Here is a 22,968-nt window from a genome sequence, read left to right on the forward strand (position 1 = left end):
ATGCTCCAAACTCGTGAATGGACCCCACACCCCCCGCCCCGCCGCTGCTCGCCGGCACCAGCCTCGCCTTCCACCCCGTCGCGCAGCAGCGCAAGCGCGCCGACGGCTGGACGCCCGAGGTGCAGCAATGCTTCATCCGCGCGCTCGAAGCGATGGGTTCGGTCGGACAGGCGGCCCGCGCAGTGGGGATGGGCCGCCGCTCCGCCTATCGCCTGCGCGAACGCCCCGATGCCGCGAGTTTCGCGGCCGCGTGGGACCGCGCCATCGCCATGGGGCGAATGCGGCAATTCGACTATGCGATGGACCGCGCGATCAACGGCATCACCACGGTCCGCATATTGCGTGGCGGTGCGATCGACGTCACCGGCGGACCCGACATGGCCATTGTCCATTCGGCGCTGCGCGAGGATGCGGCACCGCTTAAAGCCACAAAGGACACAGTTTGAGTGCGCACGTGCGGGGCTTTTGTGGCTTTAAGCCCGGCCTATTCGGCCTCCGCCCCTTTCGGCTTGCGGACTTCGGTAACGAGCAGCTTGTCGATCTTGCGCCCGTCCATGTCGATAATCTCGAACTTCCAGCCCTTGTCGGTGAAGCTTTCGCCCTCTTCGGGCAGATGTTTCAGGATCGCGAGCGCGTGGCCCGCCGCGGTGGCATAGTCGCGATCGTCGGCCAGCTCGATCCCCAGTCGCTCGGCCATCTGGTCGGCGGGCATCGCCCCGGCGATCAGCAGGCTGCCGTCATCGCGCTCGACCACGAAAGGTTCGCTGCCGATGTCCTGGTCCGACGCAAATTCGCCCGCGATCGCCGAGAGCAGGTCGGCCGGCGTCACCAGCCCGTCGAAATGGCCATATTCGTCGTGGACGAGCAGCATCGGGACTTCGGCGACGCGCAGGGCTTCGAGCGCGTCCATCGCGTCGATCTGGTCGTGGATGACCTTGGCCGGACGCATCAGCTGTTCCAGATCGAGCGTCTGCCCGGCGAACAGCGCCGCGGCGATGTCGCGCGCCTGCACCACCCCCGCAATCTCGTCGACCGACCCCCGCGCGACGGGCAGGCGGCTGTGCGGCGTTTCGAGCAGCCGGTCGCGCAGCGCGCGCGCGTCGAGCGACATATCGATCCAGTCGACATCCTTGCGCGGCGTCATCACCTCGCGCACCGGCCGGTCGGCAAGGCGCACGACGCCCGAAATGATCGCGCGCTCGCTTTCCTCGATCACCCCCGATTTCGACGCTTCGGCGACGATCAGATGCAGCTCCTCGGCGGTCACCCGCTCTTCCGATTCGCGGCTGAGGCCGAGCAGGCGGAACACCAGCCCCGAACTGTTGTCGAGCAGCCAGACGAGCGGCGCCGCGATGCGCGACAGCCAGAACATCGGCACCGCGACAAGGATCGCGATCGGTTCCGGCGCCCGCAGCGCGAACTGTTTGGGGACAAGCTCGCCCGCGATCAGCGAGACATAGGTGGTGAGCGCGATCACCGCGGCGAACCCCGCCGCCTCGGCGGTTTCGGCATCGAGCCCCAGCCAGGCGGCGAGCCGGTCGGCGACCGGCTGGCCCAGGCTGGCGCCCGAATAGGCGCCGGTAAGCACGCCGATCAGCGTGATGCCGACCTGTACCGTCGACAGGAAGCGGCCGGGGTCCGACGCCAGCTGGCGCGCGATCTTCGCGCCGCGGCTGCCGCGCTTTTCGGCCGCCTGCAACCGCGGCTGCCGCGCTGACACGATCGCCAGTTCGGACATGGCGAACAGGCCGTTGAAGAGGATGAGGATCGCGATGATCGCGACGTCGGACCAGGGAAAAGGGGTCATCGGGCGGCAATGCGGCGCGTCGGCGCCCGGCCCCTGTCGGCTTCGGTCATGGCTCCCTATAGGCGAAAGGCGCGGCACTGCACAATGGCGCAACGCTGAACGCCCGGCTCAGCCGCCATTCAGTCATATTCTGGAACCAGAACGCCCACCATATGTTATCGGCAAGTAGCGGCGTGCACAGGACCAGAGGCATCCGCCCGAACAAGGGAGCGACATGATGAAAAGCAGGACGACCAGGCTCGCAATTCTGACCGGTCTCGGCGCGATCGCGCTGACCGGCTGCGTCACCGATCCGGTGACCGGCGAACGCAAGATTTCCAAGGCCGCGATCGGCGGCGTCGGCGGCGCGCTCGGCGGCTATCTGCTCGGCGACCTGATCGGCGGGCGCAGCGACCGCACCGAAAAGATCGTCGGCGCGGGCATCGGCGCGGTCGCCGGCGCGGGCGTCGGCTATTATATGGACCAGCAGGAAAAGAAGCTGCGCGAACGCACCGCGGGCACCGGCATCGACGTCGAGCGCCAGGGCGACCAGCTCGTGCTCAACATGCCCGGCGACGTCACTTTCGACTATAACAGCGCGCTCGTGAAACCGCAGTTCCGCAGCGCGCTCGACAATGTCGCCGCGACGCTCGCCGAATATCCGAGCACCTATATCGACGTCTATGGCCACACCGATTCGACCGGCAGCGAAACCTATAACCAGGGCCTGTCCGAACGCCGCGCCGCCTCGGTCGCCGACTATCTCGCCGGCCGCGGCATCCAGCGCGCGCGGATGGCGACGCTGGGTTATGGCGAATCGCAGCTGAAATGCGCGCCCGAACGCAGCGAGGCCGATTATCAGTGCAACCGCCGCGTCGAAATCCGCATCGCGCCGGTGACGCAGGCCGACGTGAACGCGGCGGGGTAAACGGTTTTCCGGCTAACGCCGGAAGCGGCACCGGCCCGCTCCCCCACCCGGCCTCCCATAGGCTATTATCGTCGGGGAGGCCGGGTGGGGGAGCGGGCCGGTGCCGCCGCTTTCCGCGCAGCGGAAAGCGCACTCACGTCAGCGTCGGAAAGCTCGCCTTCAGCCCGTCGATCACGAACTGCGCCGCGAGCGCGGCGAGCAGCACGCCGAGCAGGCGCGTGATCACCGCCTCGCCCTTGTGGCCGATCAGCCGCATCAGCGGCCCCGCCGCCAGCAACGCCGCCAGCGTCAGAAGGAGGACGAGCAGCAGCGCGCCAAAGATGACGAAGGCGCGCTCGATCCCGCTGTTCTGCGACACGAGCAGCATCACCGAGGCGATCGACCCCGGCCCGGCGAGCATCGGCATCGCCATCGGGAACACCGACACATCCTCGACCTCCGGGGTCGCCTTGATCTTTTCGGCGCGCTGCTCGCGGCGTTCGGTGCGTTTCTCGAACACCATGTCGATCGCGATGATGAACAGCATGATGCCGCCCGCGATGCGGAAACTGTCGAGGTCGATGTGCAGGAAGCCGAGCAGCGCCTCGCCGAACATCGCGAAAAAGACGAGGATCGCCCCGGCGATGATCGTCGCGCGAATCGCCATCGACCGGCGCTGTTGCGCGCTCGCCCCGCTCGTCAGGCTGGCATAGATCGGCGCGCAGCCCGGCGGGTCGATCACGACGAACAGCGTGACAAAGGCCGAGACGAACAGGTCGATCATGGCTGCTTCGGCGCCGCGACCCGGTCGTCGATAACCACCGCCATATCCTTGCCGTCCCACAGGCGGACGGTGACGCGCCGCGACCTGTCGGCGCGGACGGTCGAGGTCCAGCTGAGCGTCTGGTCGGGCGCCAGGCCGACCGCCATATCCTCGCCCTCGCCGCCCGCCTCGATCGGGACGGCGGGACGCGACCCGCACGCCGCCTGTTTCGACGCGATGAACTCGGGCGCCGGGCGCGGGCTCGCCAACCCGTCGCCATGGTCGAGAATCCACTCGGTCTTGCCGCTTCGGGGGTCGCGCAACCAGACGGTCGTGAAATAGCCGTTCGCCGTCCCCTTCTGCCACGCCCCGGTCGTCGCCGCGGCGTTGCCGTCGCAGCTGACATAGACGGCGTGCGGCTGCCACTTCACGGCTTCGGCAGGATCGGTCTGCGCCTTCAGCCAGTCCCGCGCCCTGACCCGCTCGGGCACGAACATGACGGCGTCGGGATGCGCGGTTTCGCGGAACGCGGTCCACTGCCCTTTTTCCTGCGCGAGCCGCGCAAAGGCGATTTCGGCCGCGATGAAACCACTGGGGTTGGCGGCGAGCGGCCGGTTGCGCGGCCCGCCCTGCGGCCCCGCACAAGCAGCCAGCATCAGGGCGACAACCATCGCAGGCAGCAGGCGCATCAGAAGCCCTCCGGATCGGCGAGCCCCGCGCGGCGGTGCGCGGCGACGAGCGTGTTGCGCAGCAGGCAGGCGATGGTCATCGGCCCGACCCCGCCCGGAACCGGAGTGATCGCGTCGGCGACCTCCGCCACCCCGGCATAATCGACATCGCCGACCAGCCGACCCTTCGCCGCGCCCTCGGCGGGCGGAAGGCGGTTGATTCCGACGTCGATCACGATCGCGCCGGGCTTGATCCAGTCGCCCTTCACCATCTCGGCGCGGCCGACCGCGGCGACGACGATGTCGGCACGGCGGACGAGCGCGGGCAGATCGCGCGTCCGGCTGTGTGCCATCGTCACCGTGCAATTGGCGCCGAGCAGCAGCTGGCCCATCGGCTTGCCGACGAGGATGGAGCGGCCGACGACGATCGCCTCCTTGCCCGAAAGATCGCCGAGCCGGTCCTGGAGGAGCAACAGGCAGCCATAGGGGGTGCAGGGCACCATGCCGGGGATGCCGAGCGCAAGCCGCCCGGCGCTCACCGGGGTCAGCCCGTCGACATCCTTGTCGGGATCGATCGTCGCCACCGCCGCCTGTTCGTCGAGATGGCCGGGCAGCGGCAGTTGCAGCAGGATGCCGTCGACCGCGTCGTCGGCGTTGAGCTGGCGAAGCAGCACCTCGACCTCATCCTGCGTCGCCGTCGCGGGCAGGCGATGCTCGAAGCTTGCCATGCCCGCTGCGAGCGTCGCCTTGCCCTTCGAGGCGACATAGACCGCGCTCGCCGGATCGTCGCCGACGAGCACGACGGCAAGCCCCGGAACGCGGCCCGTCGCCGCCTTGAACGCGGGAACCGCGTCGGCGATCCGCGCGCGCAGCCCGGCGGCGAACGCCTTGCCGTCGATCGCTTTGACGTCGGTAACGGCGCTGGTCATGCGTCAGGCCATCCCCGTCTGCATACCGAGCCGGTAGAGATAGGTCATCACGGGCCCCTGAAGGATGATGAGCAGGATCAGCACCACCATCGGCGTCAGGTCGATGCCGCCGAAATCGGGCATGATGCGACGAAAGGGGCGATAGAGCGGCTCGGTAATCCGGTCGAGCACATACCAGAGCTGCCCCACAAAATCATTGTGCGTGTTGATGACGTTGAAGGCGATCAGCCACGACATCACCGCCTGGACGATGATGATCCACCACAGGATGTTGAGCAGGATCGACAGAATATCGAGAAGCATGAAATACAAGGACAGTCTCCGGCCGAAAGGTCGATGGCGGCGATGTTAGCGGTGAATGAGCGTCCCCGCACCCCTTGCGGTGAAAATTTCGAGCAGCATCGCGTGCGGGATGCGCCCGTCGAGGATGACCGCAGCCTCGACCCCGGCATCGACCGCGGCGACGCAGGTTTCGACCTTGGGGATCATGCCGCCGGTGATCGTCGCATCCTCCTTCAGCGCATCGATCGCCGCGCGGTCGAGGTCGGTGAGCAGTTCGCCCGCCTTGTCGAGCACCCCGGCAACATCGGTCAGCAGGAAGAAACGCCTGGCGCCAAGCGCTCCGGCGATCGCCCCCGCCATCGTATCGGCGTTGATATTATAGGTTGCGCCATCGGCGCCGAGCGCGACCGGCGCCACCACGGGGATGAAATTGTCGCTCGCCAGATTTTTGAGGATCGTCGGATCGACCGCGACGGGCTCGCCGACGAAGCCCAGGTCGACGTGGCGCTCGATCCCCGAATTGGGGTCGGCCTCGGTGCGCTTCACCTTTTCGGCGAGGACGAGATTGGCGTCCTTGCCCGAAATGCCGACCGCACGGCCGCCAAGCCCCGCGATCCAGCCGACGATTTCCTTGTTGATCCTGCCCGCGAGCACCATCTCGGCGACCTCGGCGGTCGCCGCGTCGGTAACGCGGAGGCCCCCGACAAAGGTCGATTCGATCCCCAGCTGTTTCAGCATCGCGCCGATCTGCGGCCCGCCGCCATGGACGACGACGGGGTTGATCCCGACGGCCTTCAGCAGCACGACATCCTCGGCGAAGTCGCGCTGCGCCTCGGGATCGCCCATCGCGTGGCCGCCATATTTGATGACAAAGGTTTCGCCCGCATAGCGCTGCAGATAGGGCAGCGCCTCGACGAGCGTTTCGGCCTTGGCGAGCAGGTCGGGCATTTTCGAGGGATCGGTCATCGATATCATCCGGCGTTCTTCGCATCGAGGCTGCGGCCCAGCGCGACCAGCCCGGTGATGACGAAAGGAATGACGAGCACCGACAGCACCACCTTGGCAAGCATCTGCCCGCCCATCAGGTTGGCGATCGGGAACACGCCGTAAAAAGCGATCGTCACGAACAGCAATGTATCGACGATCTGGCTCAAGGCGCTGGCGATCGCGCCGCGGATCGCGAGCCAGGTCGTTCCGGTGCCGGCGCCATCGCGCCCGCGCAGCTTGGAAAAGATGGTGACGTTCAGGAATTGCGAGGTGCCATAGGCGACGATGCCGGCGGCCATCAGGCGCGGGCTTTGCCCAAGGATCGTGTCAAAAGCCGCCAGCCGTTCGGGCTGCATTTCGGGAGAGGCCGGAAGCGCGAGGACAAGGGCGGTCAGCATGATCGACAGCACCAGCGGAACGAAACCCCACAGGACGATCCGGTTCGCGACCGATTGCCCATGCAGTTCGGACACGGCGCTCGACAGCGCGACGAGCATCAGGAAGGCAAAAATCCCGGCCTCGACCGCCAGCCAGTCGCCGAGCGCGACCTGCTTGTTGCCGAGCACCCCCGCGAGCACCACCATGCCGCCATAGACGATCGAGAAAAGGAAGAGCGAGGGCGAGAGCGTGCGCGGCAGCGCCGCCGAGGTCGTGTCGGTCATGCCGCCCGATAGTCGCTTTTGCGCAGCGTGGAAAGATGCCGGTCAATCGGGCGGATTATGCTTGGCGAGAAAGGTCTCGATCGAGGTCAGCAGCGTCATCCGGTCGGCCTCTCGGGTGAAATAATGGTCGGCGAGCGGGATCGAGACGAATTCCACCACCTTGCCGGCCTTGCGCATCGCGCCATACATCTTCGCCGACTGGGCATGATCGACGGTGACGTCCTTCTTGCTGTGAATCAGCAGCAGCGGCGTCTTGATCCGGTCGATCGCGTTGATCGGCGACACCGCGGAAAAATCGGGCGTCATCTTCTGCCATTGGGTCCGATAGAGGCGGGCGCGGACATCGTTACCGAAATCATTGACCTCGCGGCGCAGGTTGGAAACGCCGTTGATCGAGATCGCGCAGCGATACTGGTCGGGATCCTTGGCGATCCCCCACATCGCGGCATAGCCGCCATAGGAGGCGCCGACGATGCACACGCGCTTCGGGTCGACGATCCCCTCGGCCACCGCCCAGCGCACGCCGTCGCTCACATCGTCCTGCATCGCAAAACCCATCTGCCCCTGCCCGGCCTTCAGGAATTTTTCGCCATAACCGGTCGAACCGCGAAAATTGGGCTGGAGCACGGCATAGCCGCGCTCGGCCAGAAACTGCGCCCAATAGTCATAGGTCAGCTCGTCATGCCCCCACGGCCCACCGTGCGGCATGACGATGAAGGGCAGGTTTTTCGTCGCCCGGCCGCGCGGCATCGTCAGCACGCCCTCGATCTCGAGCCCGTCGCGCGCCTTGTACTGGACGAGCCGGGCGCGCGAGAGCCGCTTGGCGCCGATCACCTCGTTCACCGCGGCAAGCCGATCGAGCGACCCTGTCGCGGCGTCGAAGAAATAAAAGAGGCCCGGATTGTCGGGCGTGCTGATCCGGACCAGCAACTTGGACAGATCGCGGCTATAGCTTTCGATGCGGACGCGTGAGCGCGGCGAAGCGGCATCGAGCGTCGCTTGATGCGCGGCCATTTTAGGATCGATCCAATGGATCGGCCGCGCATCGTCCGACGTATAATAGCCAAGGAGCCCCGCCCCGTCGGACGACAGAATCGCGCCTTCAATATCGGCATTTTCGGCCGTGTAAGCGATCCGCACCTCGCGCCCGGTCGTCAGATCGATTTCGGCGATCGCCGTCCGGCCGTCGGCGGATTCCTTGTAGACCAGGCCATGGTCGGTGCCGGGCACGAAGAGGAAGGGGATCGTCAGTTCCTCCTCGTCGCGCAGCGACGCGCTGTCGATCGAGCGGAAGGCGCCGCCGCCGTCGCGGCGATAGAGCAGGGTCGCCTTGGTCGACTGGTCGCGGTAGCCGATCCCGTAGCGAACGCGGCCGAGATGGTCGGCGCCCCAGTCCATGACGCTCGTCCGCCCGTTCACCTCGGTCTTCTTGCGGCCGGTCGCGACATCGACGCGATAGACGGCGGGCCAGAAATCGTCGCCCTCATAGATGCTGTTCTGCCCGGCGACCAGAATCTCGCGGCTGCCGTCGGTCGGCACCCAGAGCAGGTCGGCAGCATTCTGGCCCTTGAGATCCCACAACAGCCGCGTCGCCTTGCCCGTCGTGCGACTGAGTCCGAGCAGGCGCGTGATATACCAGTTTTCGGCCTCGACCGGCAGCAGCGCCCGCAATCCGATGACGATGTCGTCGTCGCCGACCCAGCGCAGCCAGTCGATTTCGGTCTGGTCGGGCACCCCGATAAAGACCGCGGCCGCCGTATCGCCGCGCAGCGGCAGAATGCCGATGCGCTGCTCGCCCTTGACCCCGAAAAGCCCTGCGACATGCCGGCCGTCGGGCGAAATTTCGGGCATTTCCATGAACGGCAGCCGCGCGAAAGCGGCGGTAGGAAGCGGCTCGAACGTCGCCGCAGCGCGCGGCGCAGCTGGTGCGGCGCCCCCCTCTTGGCCAAGCAGCGGCGACGAAAAGGCGAGCGCGACCCCCGCCAGGATGAAACGAAGCATGCTTACCCCCGACGCCAACGCCCCAATCTAAAACGGAAATTCCGGGAGGCCAAGTCGATTTGCATCGACCCAGTCGACGGGAGGCCGAATTTCTTGCCCTGACGCCAAAGCCCGCTAGACAGGCGCATTAACTTGCGGGGGACGCATCGACATCATGGAACGCCTGATCGGTCTTGCCGGCATCGTCGCTTTGCTTGCGATTGCCGTGCTTTTTTCATCGAACCGCCGCTGGATTCGCCTGCGCGTCGTCATCCCCGCCTTTCTGCTCCAGGCCGGGTTCGCGGTGCTCGTCATCGGAACGCCGTGGGGCCGCGCGGTGATCCAGGCGATGTCGAACGGCGTGTCGAACCTGCTCGGCTATGCCAAGGCGGGCACGGATTTCATCTTCGGCCCGCTCGCCTCGCCCGAAATGGGGGCGAACAGCTTTGCGATCGCCGCGCTGCCGGTGATCGTCTTCTTCGCCTCGCTCATCTCGATCCTCTATTATCTCGGCATCATGCAGCTCGTCATCAAATGGGTCGGCGGCGCGATCCAGAAGGTCACGGGCATCACCAAGGTCGAAAGCCTGGGCGCCGCGGCGAACATCTTTGTCGGCCAGTCCGAATCGCCGCTCGTCATCCGCCCCTATCTCGCGGGCCTCACCCCGTCGCAGCTGTTCACGGTGATGACCGTCGGGATGGCGGGAGTCGCGGGCACGATCCTTGGCGCCTATGCGAGCATGATCGGCGAACAATTGCTGCCCTATCTGCTCGCCGCCAGCTTCATGTCGGCGCCGGGCGGCATATTGATGGCCAAGATCATGATGCCCGACGATCCCAAGGATCTGGGCATCGAACCCGTCATCATGCCCGAGGCGAGCCATGACGAGGAAAAGCCCGCGAACATCATCATGGCGGCGGCGCAGGGCGCGCAAACCGGCGTGAAGCTGGCGGTCGCGGTCGGCGCGATGGTCCTCGCCTTCGTCGCGCTCGTCGCGCTCGCCAACGGCCTGCTCGCGGGCATCGGCGGCTGGTTCGGCTATCCGGACCTGTCGTTCCAGGCGGTGATCGGGGCGATTTTCCGCCCGGTGATGTGGCTGATGGGCGTGCCGTGGGACGAAAGCGCCATCGTCGGCGGCCTGTTCGGCAGCAAGGTCGTGCTCAACGAATTCGTCGCCTTCATCGATCTTGGCCGCGTGCAGGGCGACCTGTCGATGACCGGGGTGGCGATCGCGACCTTTGCGCTGTGCGGTTTCGCCAATTTCAGCTCGATCGCGATCCAGATGGCGGTGACGGGGGGGCTGGCGCCCAACCAGCGGCCGATGATCGCCAGGCTCGGGCTGAAGGCGCTGCTTGCGGGCAGCCTGTCGAACCTGATGTCGGCGGCGCTCGCCGGGTTGATGATCGGGCTGGTTCCTCCGATCGGATAATCGGCCGGAAACAGGCGTGATGATTGCGGGTCACGGACAAATGACTTAAACTCGGCACAAAAGACGTGTCCCGGGTCGCATTCGTCAACAGGGAGGCTGTCATGAAATCCGCTTATGCCTTGTCGCTGCTTGCCGCGGTTGCGGCGGGCTGGCTCGCCACCGCGAACGCTCAGCCCCCCGAAGACAAAATGTATCGCCCGCCGGAGGCGACCATCTATCGCGATGCCGGTTTCCGCGGTCCCGCGGTCTTCGTCGGCGAGGCCAAGCCGAATCTCGGTCTCGCCTGGCCGGTCAATTCGGTCCGCGTCGCGAGCGGCCGCTGGGAGCTTTGCGAGCGCACGCGCTATCGCGGAAATTGCCGGACGATCGACCGCGACACACCGATGCTCAACAATATCCTGCGCGGCCTGACGATCCAGTCGATCCGCCCGGTCGGCAATGGCGGCGGCTGGAGCCCGCATCCGCCTGCCAACGATCAGAGCGTACGGGGCAATTTTGCCGAGTTCCATACCCAGCCGTCGAGCGGCAACACTCGCGTCCCTGCCTGCACGCAGGGATCGGCAACCGCCAATTGCGCGGCGCGCGCTGCCGACAACTGGTGCCGTTCGATCGGCTGGAACGGGTCAGCGCGCGAGCATATGGAAACGGTCGGCGGGCGCGTCTATCTCGCCGATGTGCTGTGCGTCCGCTCAGGCTATTGAGGAGACAGAGCATGGCTGGTTTCAAAATCCTCACCGGCGGCGGAGCGGCCGTGCTGCTCCTGTCGGCCTGTGCCTCGGTCGGCGGCCCCGGCGTCAGCACCTATTATGAATGCGACCGCGGAACGCGGTTGAAGGTCGATTTTGTGGGCAACCGCGCGCTCGTCGGCGTCAACGGCGCGCGTGCCGTCGCGATGCGGCAAACCCCGGCGGCGAGCGGCGTCATCTACGAAAATAATCAGGGCTGGCGCCTGCATACAAAGGGCAATGAGGCGATGTGGAACACCGCCGCGCGCTCGGCACCCGAAAGCTGCCGGCAGGTTGCCGTTCCCCGCTAATAGCGTCAGGGCCGGGCCGGCGCCTTGCAGCCGCGCTCCAGCCCGACGCCTTTCAGGAAGCCGCGGCGCACCGTTCCCGCATAAACGGCGAGCGCGTAGCGCCGCCGCTCGGCGTTGGCGCCTGTAATCTCGCCGATCAGGCCACGGAAGGGAATGATCGAACCCGCAACGGTGCCGGCGACGCGGCCCGCGGTTTCCTCCCGCTTTTCGGCGCGGCTCTTGTCGACCTGTTCGTTGACGTCGGGACCGAGCACCGCGTCGAGTTCCTGCACTTCGCGGATGATCGCCGCACAGCGGCCGAGGCCCGCCAGCGAATATGGGGCCTCCTGGATTTCAAGCAGCTTCGGCGGCACTTCCTTGCCGTCGAACGGCTCGGTCACCTGGTTCGCGGTATCCTCGATCGTCGAATCCTCGGGCGCGCCCTGCTGAGCGTTGGCGGGCACGGCCATGGCCGAACAGATGGCGGCCGCAAAAAATAGAGCCTTGTTAAGCATGGTGATGTCGATTCCCGGTTTTCTCAACAATCCAACGCATCAGACGCCTTTCGGCTCCGCCGAGCCGCTCACCGCGTCGGCACGGGTTCGGCGCCGGTCCAGTCATAGAAGCCGCGCCCGGCCTTTTTGCCGACCCAGCCCGCCTCGACATATTGGACGAGCAGCGGCGCGGGGCGGAACTTGGGGTCGCCGGTGCCCGATTGCAGCACGCGGATGATTTCGAGGCAGGTGTCGAGGCCGATGAAGTCGGCGAGCGTGATCGGTCCCATCGGGTGATTGAGGCCGAGGCGGCAACCGGCGTCGATGTCCTGCATCGTCGCGACCCCCTCGCCCAGCGCGAAGATCGCTTCGTTGATGAGCGGCATCAGCACGCGGTTGACGATGAAGCCCGGCGCATCGTTCGCGTGGACGATTTCCTTGCCGAGCCCGCGGCCAAAGGCTTCGACCCTGGCCAGCGTGTCGTCGCTCGTCGCGAGTCCGCGGATCAGTTCGATAAGGCCCATCACCGGCACCGGATTGAAGAAATGGACGCCGATGAAGCGCGCCGGGTCGGGCGCCGCCTGCGCGAGACGGGTGATCGGGATCGAGCTTGTGTTGCTCGCGAGGATGGCGGTCGCCGAGAGATGCTGGCCGACGCTGGCGAAGATCGCGCGCTTGATTTCCTCGCGCTCGGTCGCCGCCTCGATCACCAGATCGGCGGGCGCAAAGGCGGCGTGATCGGCGACCGGGGTGATGCGGCCGAGCAGCGCATCGGCGTCGGCCTGCGCCATCTTTTCCCTGGCAACGAGGCGGGCGAGCGCCTTGGCAATGCCCACCTTGCCCGCTTCGGCGCGCGGGAGGTCGATGTCGGCGAGCAGCACGTCATGCCCCGCGCCCGCCGACACCTGCGCGATGCCCGCGCCCATCTGTCCTGCCCCGATAACGCCGACGATCATGCCCTTATTCTCCAATAGAAATCCTGAGACCCATCGTCATCCCGGCGAAGGCCGGGATTCCGCCGTTTCCGTGAGCCGCACGGGCGAGATCCCGGTCTTCGCCGGGATGACGACAGGGATGATTGCCCTACGTGATCGACCGTCTCCGTCAAGAGGCGCGGATCAGGGGGCGGAACGAAACTCGGTCGCTTCGGCGAGGATCAGCGCAAAGGCCGGATCGGCGTCATCCCACGTCGCGATCGGGGTCCAGCCGCCCGCGCGGAGCAGCAGATTGGCGTCGCGCGGGCCATATTTATGGCTGTTCTCGCTGTGGATCGTCTCGTCCTTAGCCATGTGATAGGCTTTTCCATCGACGGTGAAGTCCATGTCGCACGTCGCGACGAGGTGCATTTCGACGCGCGCATGGGTGTCGTTCCACACCGCGCGATGCGCGAAATTGTCGGTCGCCATATTGCCGCCAAGCTCGCGGTTGATGCGCTCGATGAGGTTGAGGTTGAACGCCGCGGTCACCCCCGCCGGATCGTCATAGGCGCGTGTCAACACCGTCACATCCTTGATCCGGTCGATGCCGATCAGCATCAGCGACCCGTCGCCCAGCACCGCGCGCCAGCCGCGCAGCAGGTCGATCGCGGTGCGCGCGACCATGTTGCCGATCGTCGAGCCTGGAAAGAAGCCGAGCTTGGGCAGTGCGCAGATTTCGCGCGGCAAGGCCACTTTCTGCGTGAAGTCGGCTTCGACCGGATAGACAGGAAGGCGCGGAAAGCGCGCCGCGAGCGCCTCGGCGCTGCCGCGCAGGAAATCGCCCGAAATATCGACGGGCACATAGGCAGCAGGGTCGATGGCGGAAAGGAGCAGCGGCGTCTTGGTCGAACTGCCCGATCCCAGCTCGACCACCGCGCGGCCGGGCCCGATTGCGCCCGCGATGTCGGCGGCGTGCCGCGTCAAGAGATCGGTTTCGCTGCGCGTCGGATAATATTCGGGGAGTGCGGTAATATCCTCGAACAGCGCCGAGCCCGTCGCATCGTAGAACCAGCGCGCGGGAATCGCCTTCGGTGTCTGCGAAAGCCCGGCATGGACATCGGCGCGGAAAGCGACATCGACGCCCGCATCATCCGCGGAAACCTGCCGAAGTTGACGCACAACGCCCATGATCAAATGTCTTTCGCAAGGCGCAGGCCGGTGAACTGCCAGCGCTGGTGGGGATAGAAGAAATTGCGATAGGAGGCGCGGCAGTGGCCGCGCGGGGTGGCGCAGCTGCCGCCGCGCAGCACGAACTGGCCGCTCATGAACTTGCCATTATATTCGCCGACCGCGCCCGGCGCGGTGCGGAAGCCGGGATAGGGGCGATAGGCGCTGCCGGTCCATTCCCACACGCTGCCGAACATCTGTTGCAATCCGGTGTCGCCGTTGGCCCCAGCTGGTTGCACCGGCCCCGCGGCGTCGAGCTGGTCGCCGCCGCCGGGATCGAGCGCGGTGGCCGCCGCCTCCCATTCATACTCGGTCGGCAGGCGCGCACCGGCCCAGCTGGCAAAGGCGTCGGCCTCGAAAAAACTGATATGTGTCACGGGCGCTGCGGCGTCGATGTCCTGCCAGCCCGACAGGGTGAAATGTTGGTCCTCGCGCCAATAGGCGGGCGCGTCGACGCCCTCCGCCTGCACCCACGCCCAGCCGTCGCTGAGCCAGAGCGCGGGGGTGCGATAGCCGCCATCGGCGATAAATTGCTGCCACTCGCCATTGGTGACGGGACGGTTGGCGAGCGCGTGCGGGGCGAGCAGCACCTCGTGGCGCGGGCCTTCGCAGTCGAAGGCGAAGCCCTCGCCCGCATGGCCGACTGCGGCGATCCCCGCCTTGCCCTCGATCCATTTCATGGCGGAAAACTGCGCAACTTCACTCGCAATTGCGCTTTTTTGCCACGCCGCCGGGCCGAGCGGGTTTTGCGCGAAGAGATGCTTGAGATCGGTGAGCAGCAGTTCCTGATGCTGTTGCTCGTGATGGATGCCGAGATCGACCAGCGCAAGCGCCGCCGGGGGCAGGCCGGGCAAGGCGTCCGCGACCGCCGCATCGACATGCGCGCGCCACGCACGCACTTCGTCCAGCGACGGGCGCGTCAGGAGGCCGCGCTGCGGACGCGCGTGGCGCGGCCCCTCGGCCTCATAATAGCTGTTGAAGAGATAGGGGAAGCGGTCGTCGAAGAGCGTATAGCCCGGCACATGATCGCGCAGCACGAAGGTTTCAAAAAACCATGTCGTGTGCGCGAGATGCCATTTGGCGGGCGAGGCGTCGGGCATCGACTGCGCGCTGGCGTCGGCGTCGGACAGCGTCGCCACGAGGTCGAGCGAGAGTTGCCGGGTTGCCGCGAAGCGTCCGGTCAGCGCCCCAATCGGGTCGGCAAGAGGCGAAGCGTCGGTGCGGCTGGCCATGCTGAAACAATTCCCCGAGGTGCGATTCGGTTTCGCAGTTCGACGGATTATGGTTACGCCGCAGCGAGTTGTCTAGAACATTTAGGGAACAAGAATCGTCGCCCCCGCGAAGGCGGGGGCGACGGTCTTTACCGCGTCGCGCCCGGTTTCCAGAGTATGTCGCCGCCCGCCCCGGCGTTGATGTGGCGTGCGAGCACGAACAGATGGTCCGACAGGCGGTTCAGATAGGTGAGCGCGAGCGGATTGAGGTCGCGTGTCGCCGCCGCGGCGACCGCCGACCGCTCGGCGCGGCGCGTCACCGCGCGCGCGAGGTGGAGCCGCGCCGCGGCGTCGGTGCCGCCCGGCAGGATGAAGCTTTTGAGCGCGCCGAGCGAGGCGTTCATCGCGTCGATCTCTTGCTCCAGCCGCGCGATCTGGGCGGGGACGATGCGCAGCGCCATGTCGTGCGCACCGAAGCCGCGCTCGGCGTCGGGCGGGGTCGCGAGATCGGCGCCGAGGTCGAACAGCTCGTTCTGGATGCGCGTGAGCATCGCCGCCTCGTCGGGCGCGTCGTCGAGCGCGACCGCCGCGAGGCCGATCCAGCTGTTCGCTTCGTCGACATCGCCGATCGCCGCCATCAGCGGCGCCGATTTGGCGATGCGCGATCCGCCGACGAGGCCGGTGGTGCCGTCGTCGCCGGTGCGCGTGTAGATTTTGTTGAGCTTGACCATCGATCGGCGTCGGGCGTCGCCCGATTATGAACTGCCCGCGGCGAACAGGCCGATGAGCACAAGCAGGATGATGGTGATCGCCTGCCATTTGACGCGCGCCATCATCATCCGGTTCTGCATCAGATGATTTTCCTGCACCGTGCCGTCCATCTGCGCGCGGTGCCCCTGCGAGAAATAGAAGAGTCCGCGCGCGAGCGCGAACAGGACGAGACCGGCGGCGATGACGACGCCAAGGACGAGCAGGATTTCCATGACCCCTATTTAGGGCATTTGCAGCGAATATCCAGCGGGAAGCCGTCCGCCCCGCAAATCGGCGGCGAGCGCCCGGCCGTCGACACCGGCGGCGCGCAGCGAAGCGAGCGAGGCTGCGGCGTCGCGCTTCGCCAGCCTTTTGCCGTCGGGACCACAGACGAGCGCATGATGACGATAGAGCGGCACCGGCAGATCGAGCAACGCCTGGAGCAGCCGGTGAACGTCGGTCGATGCGATGAGGTCGGCGCCGCGGATGACATGCGTGATCCCCATGGCGGCATCGTCGAGCGTGCTCGCGAGATGATAGCTTGCGGGCGCATCCTTGCGCGCGAGGACGATGTCGCCGTGCGCGGCCGCATCGGTGGCGCGCAGCCCCTGCCCTGTCTCTTCCCGGAAAAGAGCGCCTGTCTCCGCCACCGCGCGCGCCATGTCGAGCCGCCAGCAATGCGGTTCGACCGCCATGCGCCGCATACGCTCGCGCGCTGGCAGATTGCGGCAGGTGCCGGGATAGACGGCGCCCGACGGCCCGTGCGGCGCCGACAGGCTCGCGGCGATGTCGGCGCGGGTGCAGAAACAGGGATAGACGAGGTCACGCATTCGCAGCGTGTCGAGCGCGGCGGCATAATGTGCGAGCCGGTCCGACTGGCGCACCGGATCACCGTCGCGGTCCAGCCCGAGCCAGTCGAGGTCGGCGAGCGACGCCGCGACATATTCCTCGCGCGAGCGGCGGCCGTCGATATCGTCGATGCGGATCAGGAACCGTCCGCCCGCCGCGCGCGCGGCCTGATGCGCCTGCACGGCGCTATAGGCGTGGCCGAGGTGAAGCTCGCCGGTCGGGCTGGGCGCGAAGCGGGTCAGCATATTGCTCCCATGAATCCATATGCTGTGGCGAGTCAAAGCGAATCATTCCATATCTTGCGGCACATGCCCCCTTGACGCCAGATTCTGATGCGGCATGTAATGATGTTGTCACTCGGGAAAGGCAGTGGCGCGCCATCCCGCGCAGCAAAGGGGGCAGCGTTACCCAGCCATGTTCCATCCCGATCTTGCCCGGCATCCCGATAGCTGTCCGGCGCTCGTCCTCAACGCCGATTACACGCCGCTGAGCTATTATCCATTGAGCCTTTGGCCCTGGCAGACCGCGGTGAAGGCCGTTTTTCTCGATCGCGTCACCATCGTTGAAAATTACGAGCGCGAGATTCATTCGCCGACGCGGACGATGCCGATCCCCAGCGTCATCGCGCTGCGTCAATATGTGAAACCGTCGGAGCATCCGGCCTTCACGCGCTTCAACCTGTTCCTGCGCGATCGTTTTGCGTGCCAGTATTGCGGATCGGGCAAGGATCTGACCTTTGATCATGTCGTGCCGCGACGGCTGGGCGGGCGGACGACGTGGGAGAATGTCACGACCGCCTGCGCGCCATGCAATCTGAAAAAGGGCGGCCGCACGCCACAACAGGCGCATATGCCGCTCCATCGCCAGCCGTGGCGCCCGACGAGCTGGCAGCTCCAGGACAATGGCCGGGCCTTCCCGCCCAATTATCTGCATGAAAGCTGGATCGACTGGCTCTATTGGGATGTCGAGCTGGAGGGTTAGGCCGCTCCCCTCTCGTCATTGCTGCCCTTAGCTCATCCGTCATCCCGGCGAAGGCCGGGATCTCGCCGGTGCGGCAAACCGAAAGGGTGAGATCCCGGCCTTCGCCGGGATGACGATCGAATGAAGGTCGTCTTTCGGCGGAAACGCGCCTTCCATCTCCAGCTTGCGCACTGTAGACCTTCGCCTTCGGAGAAGGTTTCGAGGAGAGGGAATATGGTTCGCACGGTCTTTCTCGGGCTATCGCCCCTCGCGCTCGCCGCGTGCGCCACCACGCCCGCCGAGCAGCCCGTGACCGTCACCGGCAGCATCACCTATCGCGAGCGGATCGCCCTGCCGCCGACGGCGCAGGTCGAAATCACCCTCGCCGACGTCAGCCTGGCCGATGCGCCGTCACGGACGATCGCGCAGCAAGCCTTTACCGCCGACGGGCGGCAGGTGCCCTTTGCCTTTTCGCTGACCATCGACCAGCGCCAGCTCGACCCGCGGCACAGCTATGCCGTGTCGGCGCGCATCACCGACGCGTCGGGCAAGCTGATGTTCATCACCGATACGCGTAATAGTGTTGCGTTCGATGGACGCCGCGCGATCGATATGGACATGTTGACCCTCATCAAGACGCATTGATCTAACCCACGCATAGCTATGCGCGGCTTGACCCTGCACCTTCGCAGGTGCAGCAAGCGGCGCATGGGCCCACCGATCCAGATCTCGCAAAATCCGGACATCCGCTATCTGGGGCGGATCCTCGGCGACGTCATCCGCGCCTATGGCGGCGACAAATTATTCCGCCAGACCGAATATATCCGTTCGTCGAGCGTCGACCGGCATCGCGGCATCGCCGGGGCGGAGGCGATCGACCCGGGCCTCGACGCGCTGAGTCTCGACGACACCATCGCCTTCGTGCGCGGCTTCATGCTGTTTTCGATGCTCGCCAATCTGGCCGAGGATCGGCAGGGCGTCGCCGCGGAGCCCGAAGCGACGGTTGCGGCAGCGCTGGAGACGCTTAAGGGCGACGGGATTGGCAGTGAAGCGATCGCCGCGCTGCTGAACGCGGCACTGATCGCGCCCGTGCTGACCGCGCACCCGACCGAGGTGCGCCGCAAGTCGATGCTCGACCACAAGAATCGCATCGCCGAACTGATGCGGATGCGCGATGCCGGGCTCGACGAAACGCCCGAGGGCGATGTGATCGAGGACGCGATCCGGCGGCAGGTGGTGCTGTTGTGGCAGACGCGCCCGCTGCGCACGCAGAAATTGTTCGTCGCCGACGAGATCGACAATGCGCTCACCTATTTGCGCGACGTCTTCCTGCCCGTGGTGCCCAAGCTTTATGCGCGCTGGGAAAAGGAGCTAGGGACGCGCCCCGCAAGTTTCCTGCGCGTCGGCAGCTGGATCGGCGGCGACCGCGACGGCAATCCCTTCGTCACCGCCGAGACGTTGCGCATGGCGACCAGCCGCAACGCCGCGGCGGTGATCGGCCATTATATCGACCAGGTCCACGCGCTCGGCGCCGAACTGTCGGTGTCGTCGGCGCTCGCCCCGGTGCCCGAAGCGGTCGAGGCGCTGGCCGAGGCGAGCGGCGATACCGCACCGAGCCGCAGCGACGAACCCTATCGCCGCGCGCTGTCGGGCATCTATGCGCGGCTGTCGGCGACTTATGCCGCGATCACGGGCAGGGCGCCGCCGCGCCCCGGCGCGCTGAAGGGCGAGCCCTATGCCGCGCCCGCCGATTTCCGCCGCGACCTCGTCACCATCGCCAGCGGCCTGTCGTCGAGCGGCAAGGGCCAGCTCGCGGGCATCGGCGCGCTGGGACGGCTGATCCGCGCGGTCGAGGTGTTCGGATTCCACCTCGCGACGCTCGACATGCGGCAGAACAGCGCGGTCCACGAGCGCGTGCTCGCCGAGTTGCTCGCGGTGTCGGGGGTCGAAGCCGATTATCTGGCGCTCGACGAGGCGGCGCGCGTCGCGTTGCTGCGCCGCGAACTTGGCGTCAACCGGCCGCTCGCCGCGCCGTGGCACGCATGGAGCGACGAGACCGCGGGCGAACTCGCGATCGTCCACGCGGCGGCGGACGTGCGCAAGAGGCTGGGCAATGACGCGATCGTCCAGTGGATCATCAGCAAGGCCGAAAGCCTGTCCGACCTGCTCGAAGTGCATGTGCTGGCACGCGAGGGCGGGCTGTGGTCGGCCGAGGGCCACGACAATCTGATGGTCGTGCCGCTGTTCGAGACGATCGCCGACCTCGATGACGCGCCGGCGATCATGGCGGCCTATTTCGCGCTGCCCGAAATCGCACCGCATGTCGCGGCGCGCGGGCATCAGGAAGTGATGATCGGCTATTCGGATTCGAACAAGGACGGCGGTTATCTGACCTCGACCTGGGGGCTGCATCAGGCATCGGCGGCGCTGACCCCGGTGTTCGAGGAAGCCGATACGGCGATGCAGCTGTTCCACGGGCGCGGCGGCGCGGTCGGGCGCGGCGGCGGCAGCGCCTTTGCCGCGATCCGCGCGCAGCCCGCAGGCACGGTGCAGGGGCGCATCCGCATCACCGAACAGGGCGAGGTGATCGCGGCGAAATATGGCACGATCGACAGCGCGGCGACCAATCTGGAAGCGATGGTGTCGGCGAGCCTGCTGGCGAGCCTCGAACCCGAGGCAATGGGCGCGAAAGAAGCGGCGCGCTTTACCGCGGCGATGGATGCGCTGTCGGACACCGCCTTCGCCGCCTATCGCGGGCTGGTTTACGACACGCCGACCTTCAAGGATTTTTTCCGCGCGATGACGCCGATCGCCGAGATTGCGACGCTCAAGATCGGGTCGCGGCCGTCGAGCCGCACCAAGTCGAGCGCGATCGAGGATCTGCGCGCGATCCCCTGGGTGTTCAGCTGGGCGCAGGCGCGCACGATGCTGCCCGGCTGGTACGGCACCGGCGAGGCATTCGCGGGTTTCGACGACAAGGCGCTGTTGGCGGACATGGCGGCGAGCTGGCCCTTCTTCGCCGCGCTGCTCGGCAATATGGAGATGGTGCTCGCCAAATCAGACATGGGGATCGCGGCGCGCTACGCCGGGCTTGCGGGGCATGTCGACGGTCACGACATGATCTTCGGGCGGATCAAGGACGGATGGAACCGCGCGCACGACGGGCTGCTCGAGATTACCGGCCAGACGCGGCTGCTTGAGAAGAACCCGGCGCTCGAGGCGTCGATCCGGCTGCGGCTGCCCTATATCGAGCCGCTCAACCTGCTCCAGATCGAACTGATGAAGCGCCACCGCGCGGGCGAGACCGATCCGCGCATCGCCGAGGGCATCCAGCTGACGATCAACGCGATCGCGACGGCGCTGAGGAACAGCGGGTAGGCTCTTTCTGCGCTCGCAATGACGAGGTGATTGGGGCCGCCTCAGCTCTTGCTGATCAGCACCTCGCCCTTCGACGCCTTGCCGTCGGGGGCGAAGCGGATCGTGAAATTATCACCGTCTTTCGCCCGCCCCGCCAGCGTGTCGCCGCTGCGCGTGACCTTGATTCCCTTTTTCGCGAACTCGCCCGCCATCCAGTCGGCCGCGACCCCGGGCGCGGCGGGGGCGGTGAAGCCGAGCTTCACGGCGGCGGTATCGGCGCCCTTGCGGTCGTTCGCGTCGATGTCGACCCGCGTCACCTTGCTGCCCGGATAGAGTTTCACGCCATCGATGTCGAAATCGCTTTCGATGTCGAGGTCGACAAGGTCGGGGACGTCGATGTTGATCGCGGCGTCCTGGCCGCCGATGCTGATCCTGCTGCCATCCGCGCCGGTCCGGATCTTCACCCCGCCCTCGCCGCCGGCATTGATCGAAACCTGAGGGTCATCGCCGGCCTTTGTGCCCTCCGCGCCGCACGCGGCGAGGAGCATCATCGGGGGAATGAGGAACGCAAGACGCATGGAGACTCTCCTTGGTGCATTAGTTGAATAATACACCTTGGCGATGGGCGAGTCAACTTGCCGTTCGTCATGCTGAACTCGTTTCAGCATCCATGGCCGGACGCCGCCGCAACCACGGCGTCGATTTCGACGGCAGGCCATGGACCCTGAAACAAGTTGGCGATTATCCCCTTACCATAAGGAGACCCCACTCGTCATTGCGAGGACCCCGGACTTGATCCGGAGGACGAAGCAATCTCCAGCCATCGTTCGCGTGCTACGCAAGCTGGAGATTGCTTCGCTGCGCTCGCAATGACGCCTACGGATGCGAGCGGGATAAGCGCCAAACAAGTTCAGGGTGGCGGGGAAACGGAAGACGGCCTTACGCGTCGATGCTCGTTTTCAGGTCGCCGTGGACGAGGCCGCCATCGACCGTGATCGTGTCGCCGACGACATAGTCGCCCGCTTTCGACGCGAGGAAGATCGCGGCGCCCGCCATGTCTTCCGGCACGCCGATGCGCTTGACCGGGATGCTCTTCGCGACCGCGTCGCCATGGTCGCGCGCGGCCTTGTTCATGTCGGACTGGAAGGCGCCGGGGGCGATCGCGGTGACGAGGATATGATCGGTGACGAGCCGCGCGGCGAGGCGCTTGGTGAGGTAGAGGATCGCCGCCTTCGACGCGTGATAGCTGTAGGTTTCCCACGGATTGAGGCGCATGCCGTCGATCGAGCCGATGTTGATGACCTTGGCGGGGCGTTCGTGCGAACCGCCCGCCTTGAGCAGCCCGTGCAGCGCCTGCGTCAGGAAGAAGGGCGATTTGACGTTGATGTCCATCACCTTGTCCCAGCCCGCTTCGGGGAAGCCCTCGAAGGGTTCGCCCCACGCCGCGCCGGCGTTGTTGACGAGGATGTCGAGCCGTTCCTCGCGCGCTTCGAGTTCCTTGGCGAGCGCGCGGCAGCCTTCGACCGACGACAGGTCGACAGGAAGCCCGATAACCTTGCCCGGATAGCGCGTTTCGAAATCGGCGACGGCTTCCTCGATCTGCGCCGTCTTGCGCGCCGAGATATAGACGCGCGCGCATCCTGCGGCGAGATAGCCCTCGACGATCATCTTGCCGATGCCGCGCGAGCCGCCGGTGACGAGGGCGATGCGGCCGTCGAGGCCGAACATGTCCTGGAGGTTCATAAAACTTTCCTTTCGACTCCCTCCCCTTCAGGGGAGGGTTGGGGTGGGGCCT

25 protein-coding genes are annotated in these 22,968 nt (G+C 66.3%); 8 read left to right on the forward strand and 17 right to left on the reverse strand.

Features of this window, described 5'->3' with window-relative positions:
• Window positions 1–17 precede the first annotated feature (17 nt).
• Window positions 18–446, forward strand: coding sequence for a hypothetical protein (locus SPYCA_RS12695; protein WP_232003297.1), 429 nt, complete (start codon window positions 18–20; stop codon window positions 444–446).
• A gap of 38 nt (window positions 447–484) precedes the next feature.
• On the opposite strand, the gene SPYCA_RS12700 is transcribed toward SPYCA_RS12695, so the two are convergent.
• Window positions 485–1,807: a hemolysin family protein gene (locus tag SPYCA_RS12700; protein ID WP_120220940.1), complete on the reverse strand. Its 1,323-nt coding sequence runs from the start codon at window positions 1,805–1,807 to the stop codon at window positions 485–487.
• Between the two features lie 217 nt (window positions 1,808–2,024).
• Here SPYCA_RS12700 and SPYCA_RS12705 point away from each other — a divergent pair, with 217 nt between their 5' ends.
• The gene (locus SPYCA_RS12705) at window positions 2,025–2,714 is read left to right on the forward strand and encodes an OmpA family protein (RefSeq protein WP_172595066.1); all 690 of its coding nucleotides are present in this window, start codon (window positions 2,025–2,027) and stop codon (window positions 2,712–2,714) included.
• A 133-nt stretch (window positions 2,715–2,847) separates the two neighbouring features.
• On the opposite strand, the gene SPYCA_RS12710 is transcribed toward SPYCA_RS12705, so the two are convergent.
• Genes SPYCA_RS12710 through SPYCA_RS12740 form a run of 7 tightly spaced genes read right to left on the reverse strand, consistent with a single transcriptional unit; the run spans window position 2,848 to window position 8,985 of the window.
• Window positions 2,848–3,477, reverse strand: coding sequence for a MarC family protein (locus SPYCA_RS12710; RefSeq protein ID WP_120220944.1), 630 nt, complete (start codon window positions 3,475–3,477; stop codon window positions 2,848–2,850).
• Window positions 3,474–4,145 carry a hypothetical protein gene (locus SPYCA_RS12715; RefSeq protein WP_331852501.1) on the reverse strand — a complete coding sequence of 224 codons (672 nt, stop codon included), beginning with the start codon at window positions 4,143–4,145 and terminating at the stop codon, window positions 3,474–3,476. Before SPYCA_RS12715 ends, SPYCA_RS12710 begins: the two co-directional genes overlap by 4 nt.
• The gene (gene folD / locus SPYCA_RS12720; RefSeq protein ID WP_120220946.1) at window positions 4,145–5,053 is read right to left on the reverse strand and encodes a bifunctional methylenetetrahydrofolate dehydrogenase/methenyltetrahydrofolate cyclohydrolase FolD; all 909 of its coding nucleotides are present in this window, start codon (window positions 5,051–5,053) and stop codon (window positions 4,145–4,147) included. Before folD ends, SPYCA_RS12715 begins: the two co-directional genes overlap by 1 nt.
• 3 nt (window positions 5,054–5,056) lie before the next feature.
• Entirely contained in the window at window positions 5,057–5,356 is a 300-nt protein-coding gene (locus SPYCA_RS12725; RefSeq protein WP_172595157.1) for a YggT family protein, read from the reverse strand.
• 45 nt (window positions 5,357–5,401) lie between these two features.
• A complete protein-coding gene (argB, locus tag SPYCA_RS12730; protein WP_443029485.1) occupies window positions 5,402–6,310 on the reverse strand; it encodes an acetylglutamate kinase in 909 nt (302 codons plus the stop codon).
• Window positions 6,307–6,984 (reverse strand): queuosine precursor transporter, encoded by a 678-nt coding sequence (locus SPYCA_RS12735; protein ID WP_120220950.1) that lies wholly within the window; start codon window positions 6,982–6,984, stop codon window positions 6,307–6,309. The genes argB and SPYCA_RS12735 overlap by 4 nt, the downstream gene beginning before the upstream one ends.
• A gap of 42 nt (window positions 6,985–7,026) precedes the next feature.
• A complete protein-coding gene (locus SPYCA_RS12740; RefSeq protein WP_120220952.1) occupies window positions 7,027–8,985 on the reverse strand; it encodes an alpha/beta hydrolase family protein in 1,959 nt (652 codons plus the stop codon).
• Between the two features lie 154 nt (window positions 8,986–9,139).
• Here SPYCA_RS12740 and SPYCA_RS12745 point away from each other — a divergent pair, with 154 nt between their 5' ends.
• The 3 genes from SPYCA_RS12745 (at window position 9,140) to SPYCA_RS12755 (ending at window position 11,429) form a co-directional block, all read left to right on the forward strand.
• The gene (locus SPYCA_RS12745; protein ID WP_120220954.1) at window positions 9,140–10,393 is read left to right on the forward strand and encodes a NupC/NupG family nucleoside CNT transporter; all 1,254 of its coding nucleotides are present in this window, start codon (window positions 9,140–9,142) and stop codon (window positions 10,391–10,393) included.
• Window positions 10,394–10,494: 101 nt separating this feature from the next.
• Complete coding sequence (locus SPYCA_RS12750) at window positions 10,495–11,094, forward strand: beta/gamma crystallin-related protein (protein ID WP_120220956.1); 600 nt, start codon at window positions 10,495–10,497, stop codon at window positions 11,092–11,094.
• An 11-nt stretch (window positions 11,095–11,105) separates the two neighbouring features.
• On the forward strand, window positions 11,106–11,429 hold the full coding sequence (locus tag SPYCA_RS12755; RefSeq protein WP_120220958.1) for an MliC family protein: 324 nt from the start codon (window positions 11,106–11,108) through the stop codon (window positions 11,427–11,429).
• Window positions 11,430–11,434: 5 nt separating this feature from the next.
• Here SPYCA_RS12755 and SPYCA_RS12760 read toward each other — a convergent pair whose 3' ends face one another.
• From SPYCA_RS12760 to gluQRS, 7 genes are all read right to left on the reverse strand, one after another.
• Window positions 11,435–11,878 carry a hypothetical protein gene (locus SPYCA_RS12760; RefSeq protein WP_232003298.1) on the reverse strand — a complete coding sequence of 148 codons (444 nt, stop codon included), beginning with the start codon at window positions 11,876–11,878 and terminating at the stop codon, window positions 11,435–11,437.
• 113 nt (window positions 11,879–11,991) lie between these two features.
• A complete protein-coding gene (locus tag SPYCA_RS12765; RefSeq protein ID WP_120222325.1) occupies window positions 11,992–12,858 on the reverse strand; it encodes a 3-hydroxyacyl-CoA dehydrogenase NAD-binding domain-containing protein in 867 nt (288 codons plus the stop codon).
• Window positions 12,859–13,020: 162 nt separating this feature from the next.
• Window positions 13,021–14,007 (reverse strand): L-histidine N(alpha)-methyltransferase, encoded by a 987-nt coding sequence (gene egtD, locus SPYCA_RS12770; RefSeq protein ID WP_120220960.1) that lies wholly within the window; start codon window positions 14,005–14,007, stop codon window positions 13,021–13,023.
• A gap of 2 nt (window positions 14,008–14,009) precedes the next feature.
• Window positions 14,010–15,278: an ergothioneine biosynthesis protein EgtB gene (gene egtB, locus SPYCA_RS12775; RefSeq protein WP_120220962.1), complete on the reverse strand. Its 1,269-nt coding sequence runs from the start codon at window positions 15,276–15,278 to the stop codon at window positions 14,010–14,012.
• A 128-nt stretch (window positions 15,279–15,406) separates the two neighbouring features.
• The gene (locus tag SPYCA_RS12780; RefSeq protein ID WP_120220964.1) at window positions 15,407–15,988 is read right to left on the reverse strand and encodes a cob(I)yrinic acid a,c-diamide adenosyltransferase; all 582 of its coding nucleotides are present in this window, start codon (window positions 15,986–15,988) and stop codon (window positions 15,407–15,409) included.
• A 24-nt stretch (window positions 15,989–16,012) separates the two neighbouring features.
• Window positions 16,013–16,240: an HIG1 domain-containing protein gene (locus SPYCA_RS12785; RefSeq protein WP_120220966.1), complete on the reverse strand. Its 228-nt coding sequence runs from the start codon at window positions 16,238–16,240 to the stop codon at window positions 16,013–16,015.
• A gap of 9 nt (window positions 16,241–16,249) precedes the next feature.
• On the reverse strand, window positions 16,250–17,101 hold the full coding sequence (gene gluQRS / locus SPYCA_RS12790; RefSeq protein ID WP_172595067.1) for a tRNA glutamyl-Q(34) synthetase GluQRS: 852 nt from the start codon (window positions 17,099–17,101) through the stop codon (window positions 16,250–16,252).
• Window positions 17,102–17,270: 169 nt separating this feature from the next.
• Here gluQRS and SPYCA_RS12795 point away from each other — a divergent pair, with 169 nt between their 5' ends.
• From SPYCA_RS12795 to ppc, 3 genes are all read left to right on the forward strand, one after another.
• Window positions 17,271–17,837, forward strand: a complete 567-nt coding sequence (locus tag SPYCA_RS12795) for an HNH endonuclease (RefSeq protein WP_120220967.1) — start codon at window positions 17,271–17,273, stop codon at window positions 17,835–17,837.
• A gap of 213 nt (window positions 17,838–18,050) precedes the next feature.
• Complete coding sequence (locus SPYCA_RS12800; RefSeq protein ID WP_120220969.1) at window positions 18,051–18,461, forward strand: YbaY family lipoprotein; 411 nt, start codon at window positions 18,051–18,053, stop codon at window positions 18,459–18,461.
• A 63-nt stretch (window positions 18,462–18,524) separates the two neighbouring features.
• Complete coding sequence (gene ppc, locus SPYCA_RS12805) at window positions 18,525–21,194, forward strand: phosphoenolpyruvate carboxylase (RefSeq protein ID WP_120220971.1); 2,670 nt, start codon at window positions 18,525–18,527, stop codon at window positions 21,192–21,194.
• A 41-nt stretch (window positions 21,195–21,235) separates the two neighbouring features.
• Here ppc and SPYCA_RS12810 read toward each other — a convergent pair whose 3' ends face one another.
• Complete coding sequence (locus SPYCA_RS12810; protein ID WP_232003300.1) at window positions 21,236–21,841, reverse strand: hypothetical protein; 606 nt, start codon at window positions 21,839–21,841, stop codon at window positions 21,236–21,238.
• A gap of 271 nt (window positions 21,842–22,112) precedes the next feature.
• Complete coding sequence (locus SPYCA_RS12815; RefSeq protein WP_120220974.1) at window positions 22,113–22,916, reverse strand: SDR family oxidoreductase; 804 nt, start codon at window positions 22,914–22,916, stop codon at window positions 22,113–22,115.
• Between the last annotated feature and the right edge of the window lie 52 nt (window positions 22,917–22,968).

Source organism: Sphingopyxis sp. FD7, from assembly GCF_003609835.1.
GTDB lineage: Bacteria > Pseudomonadota > Alphaproteobacteria > Sphingomonadales > Sphingomonadaceae > Sphingopyxis.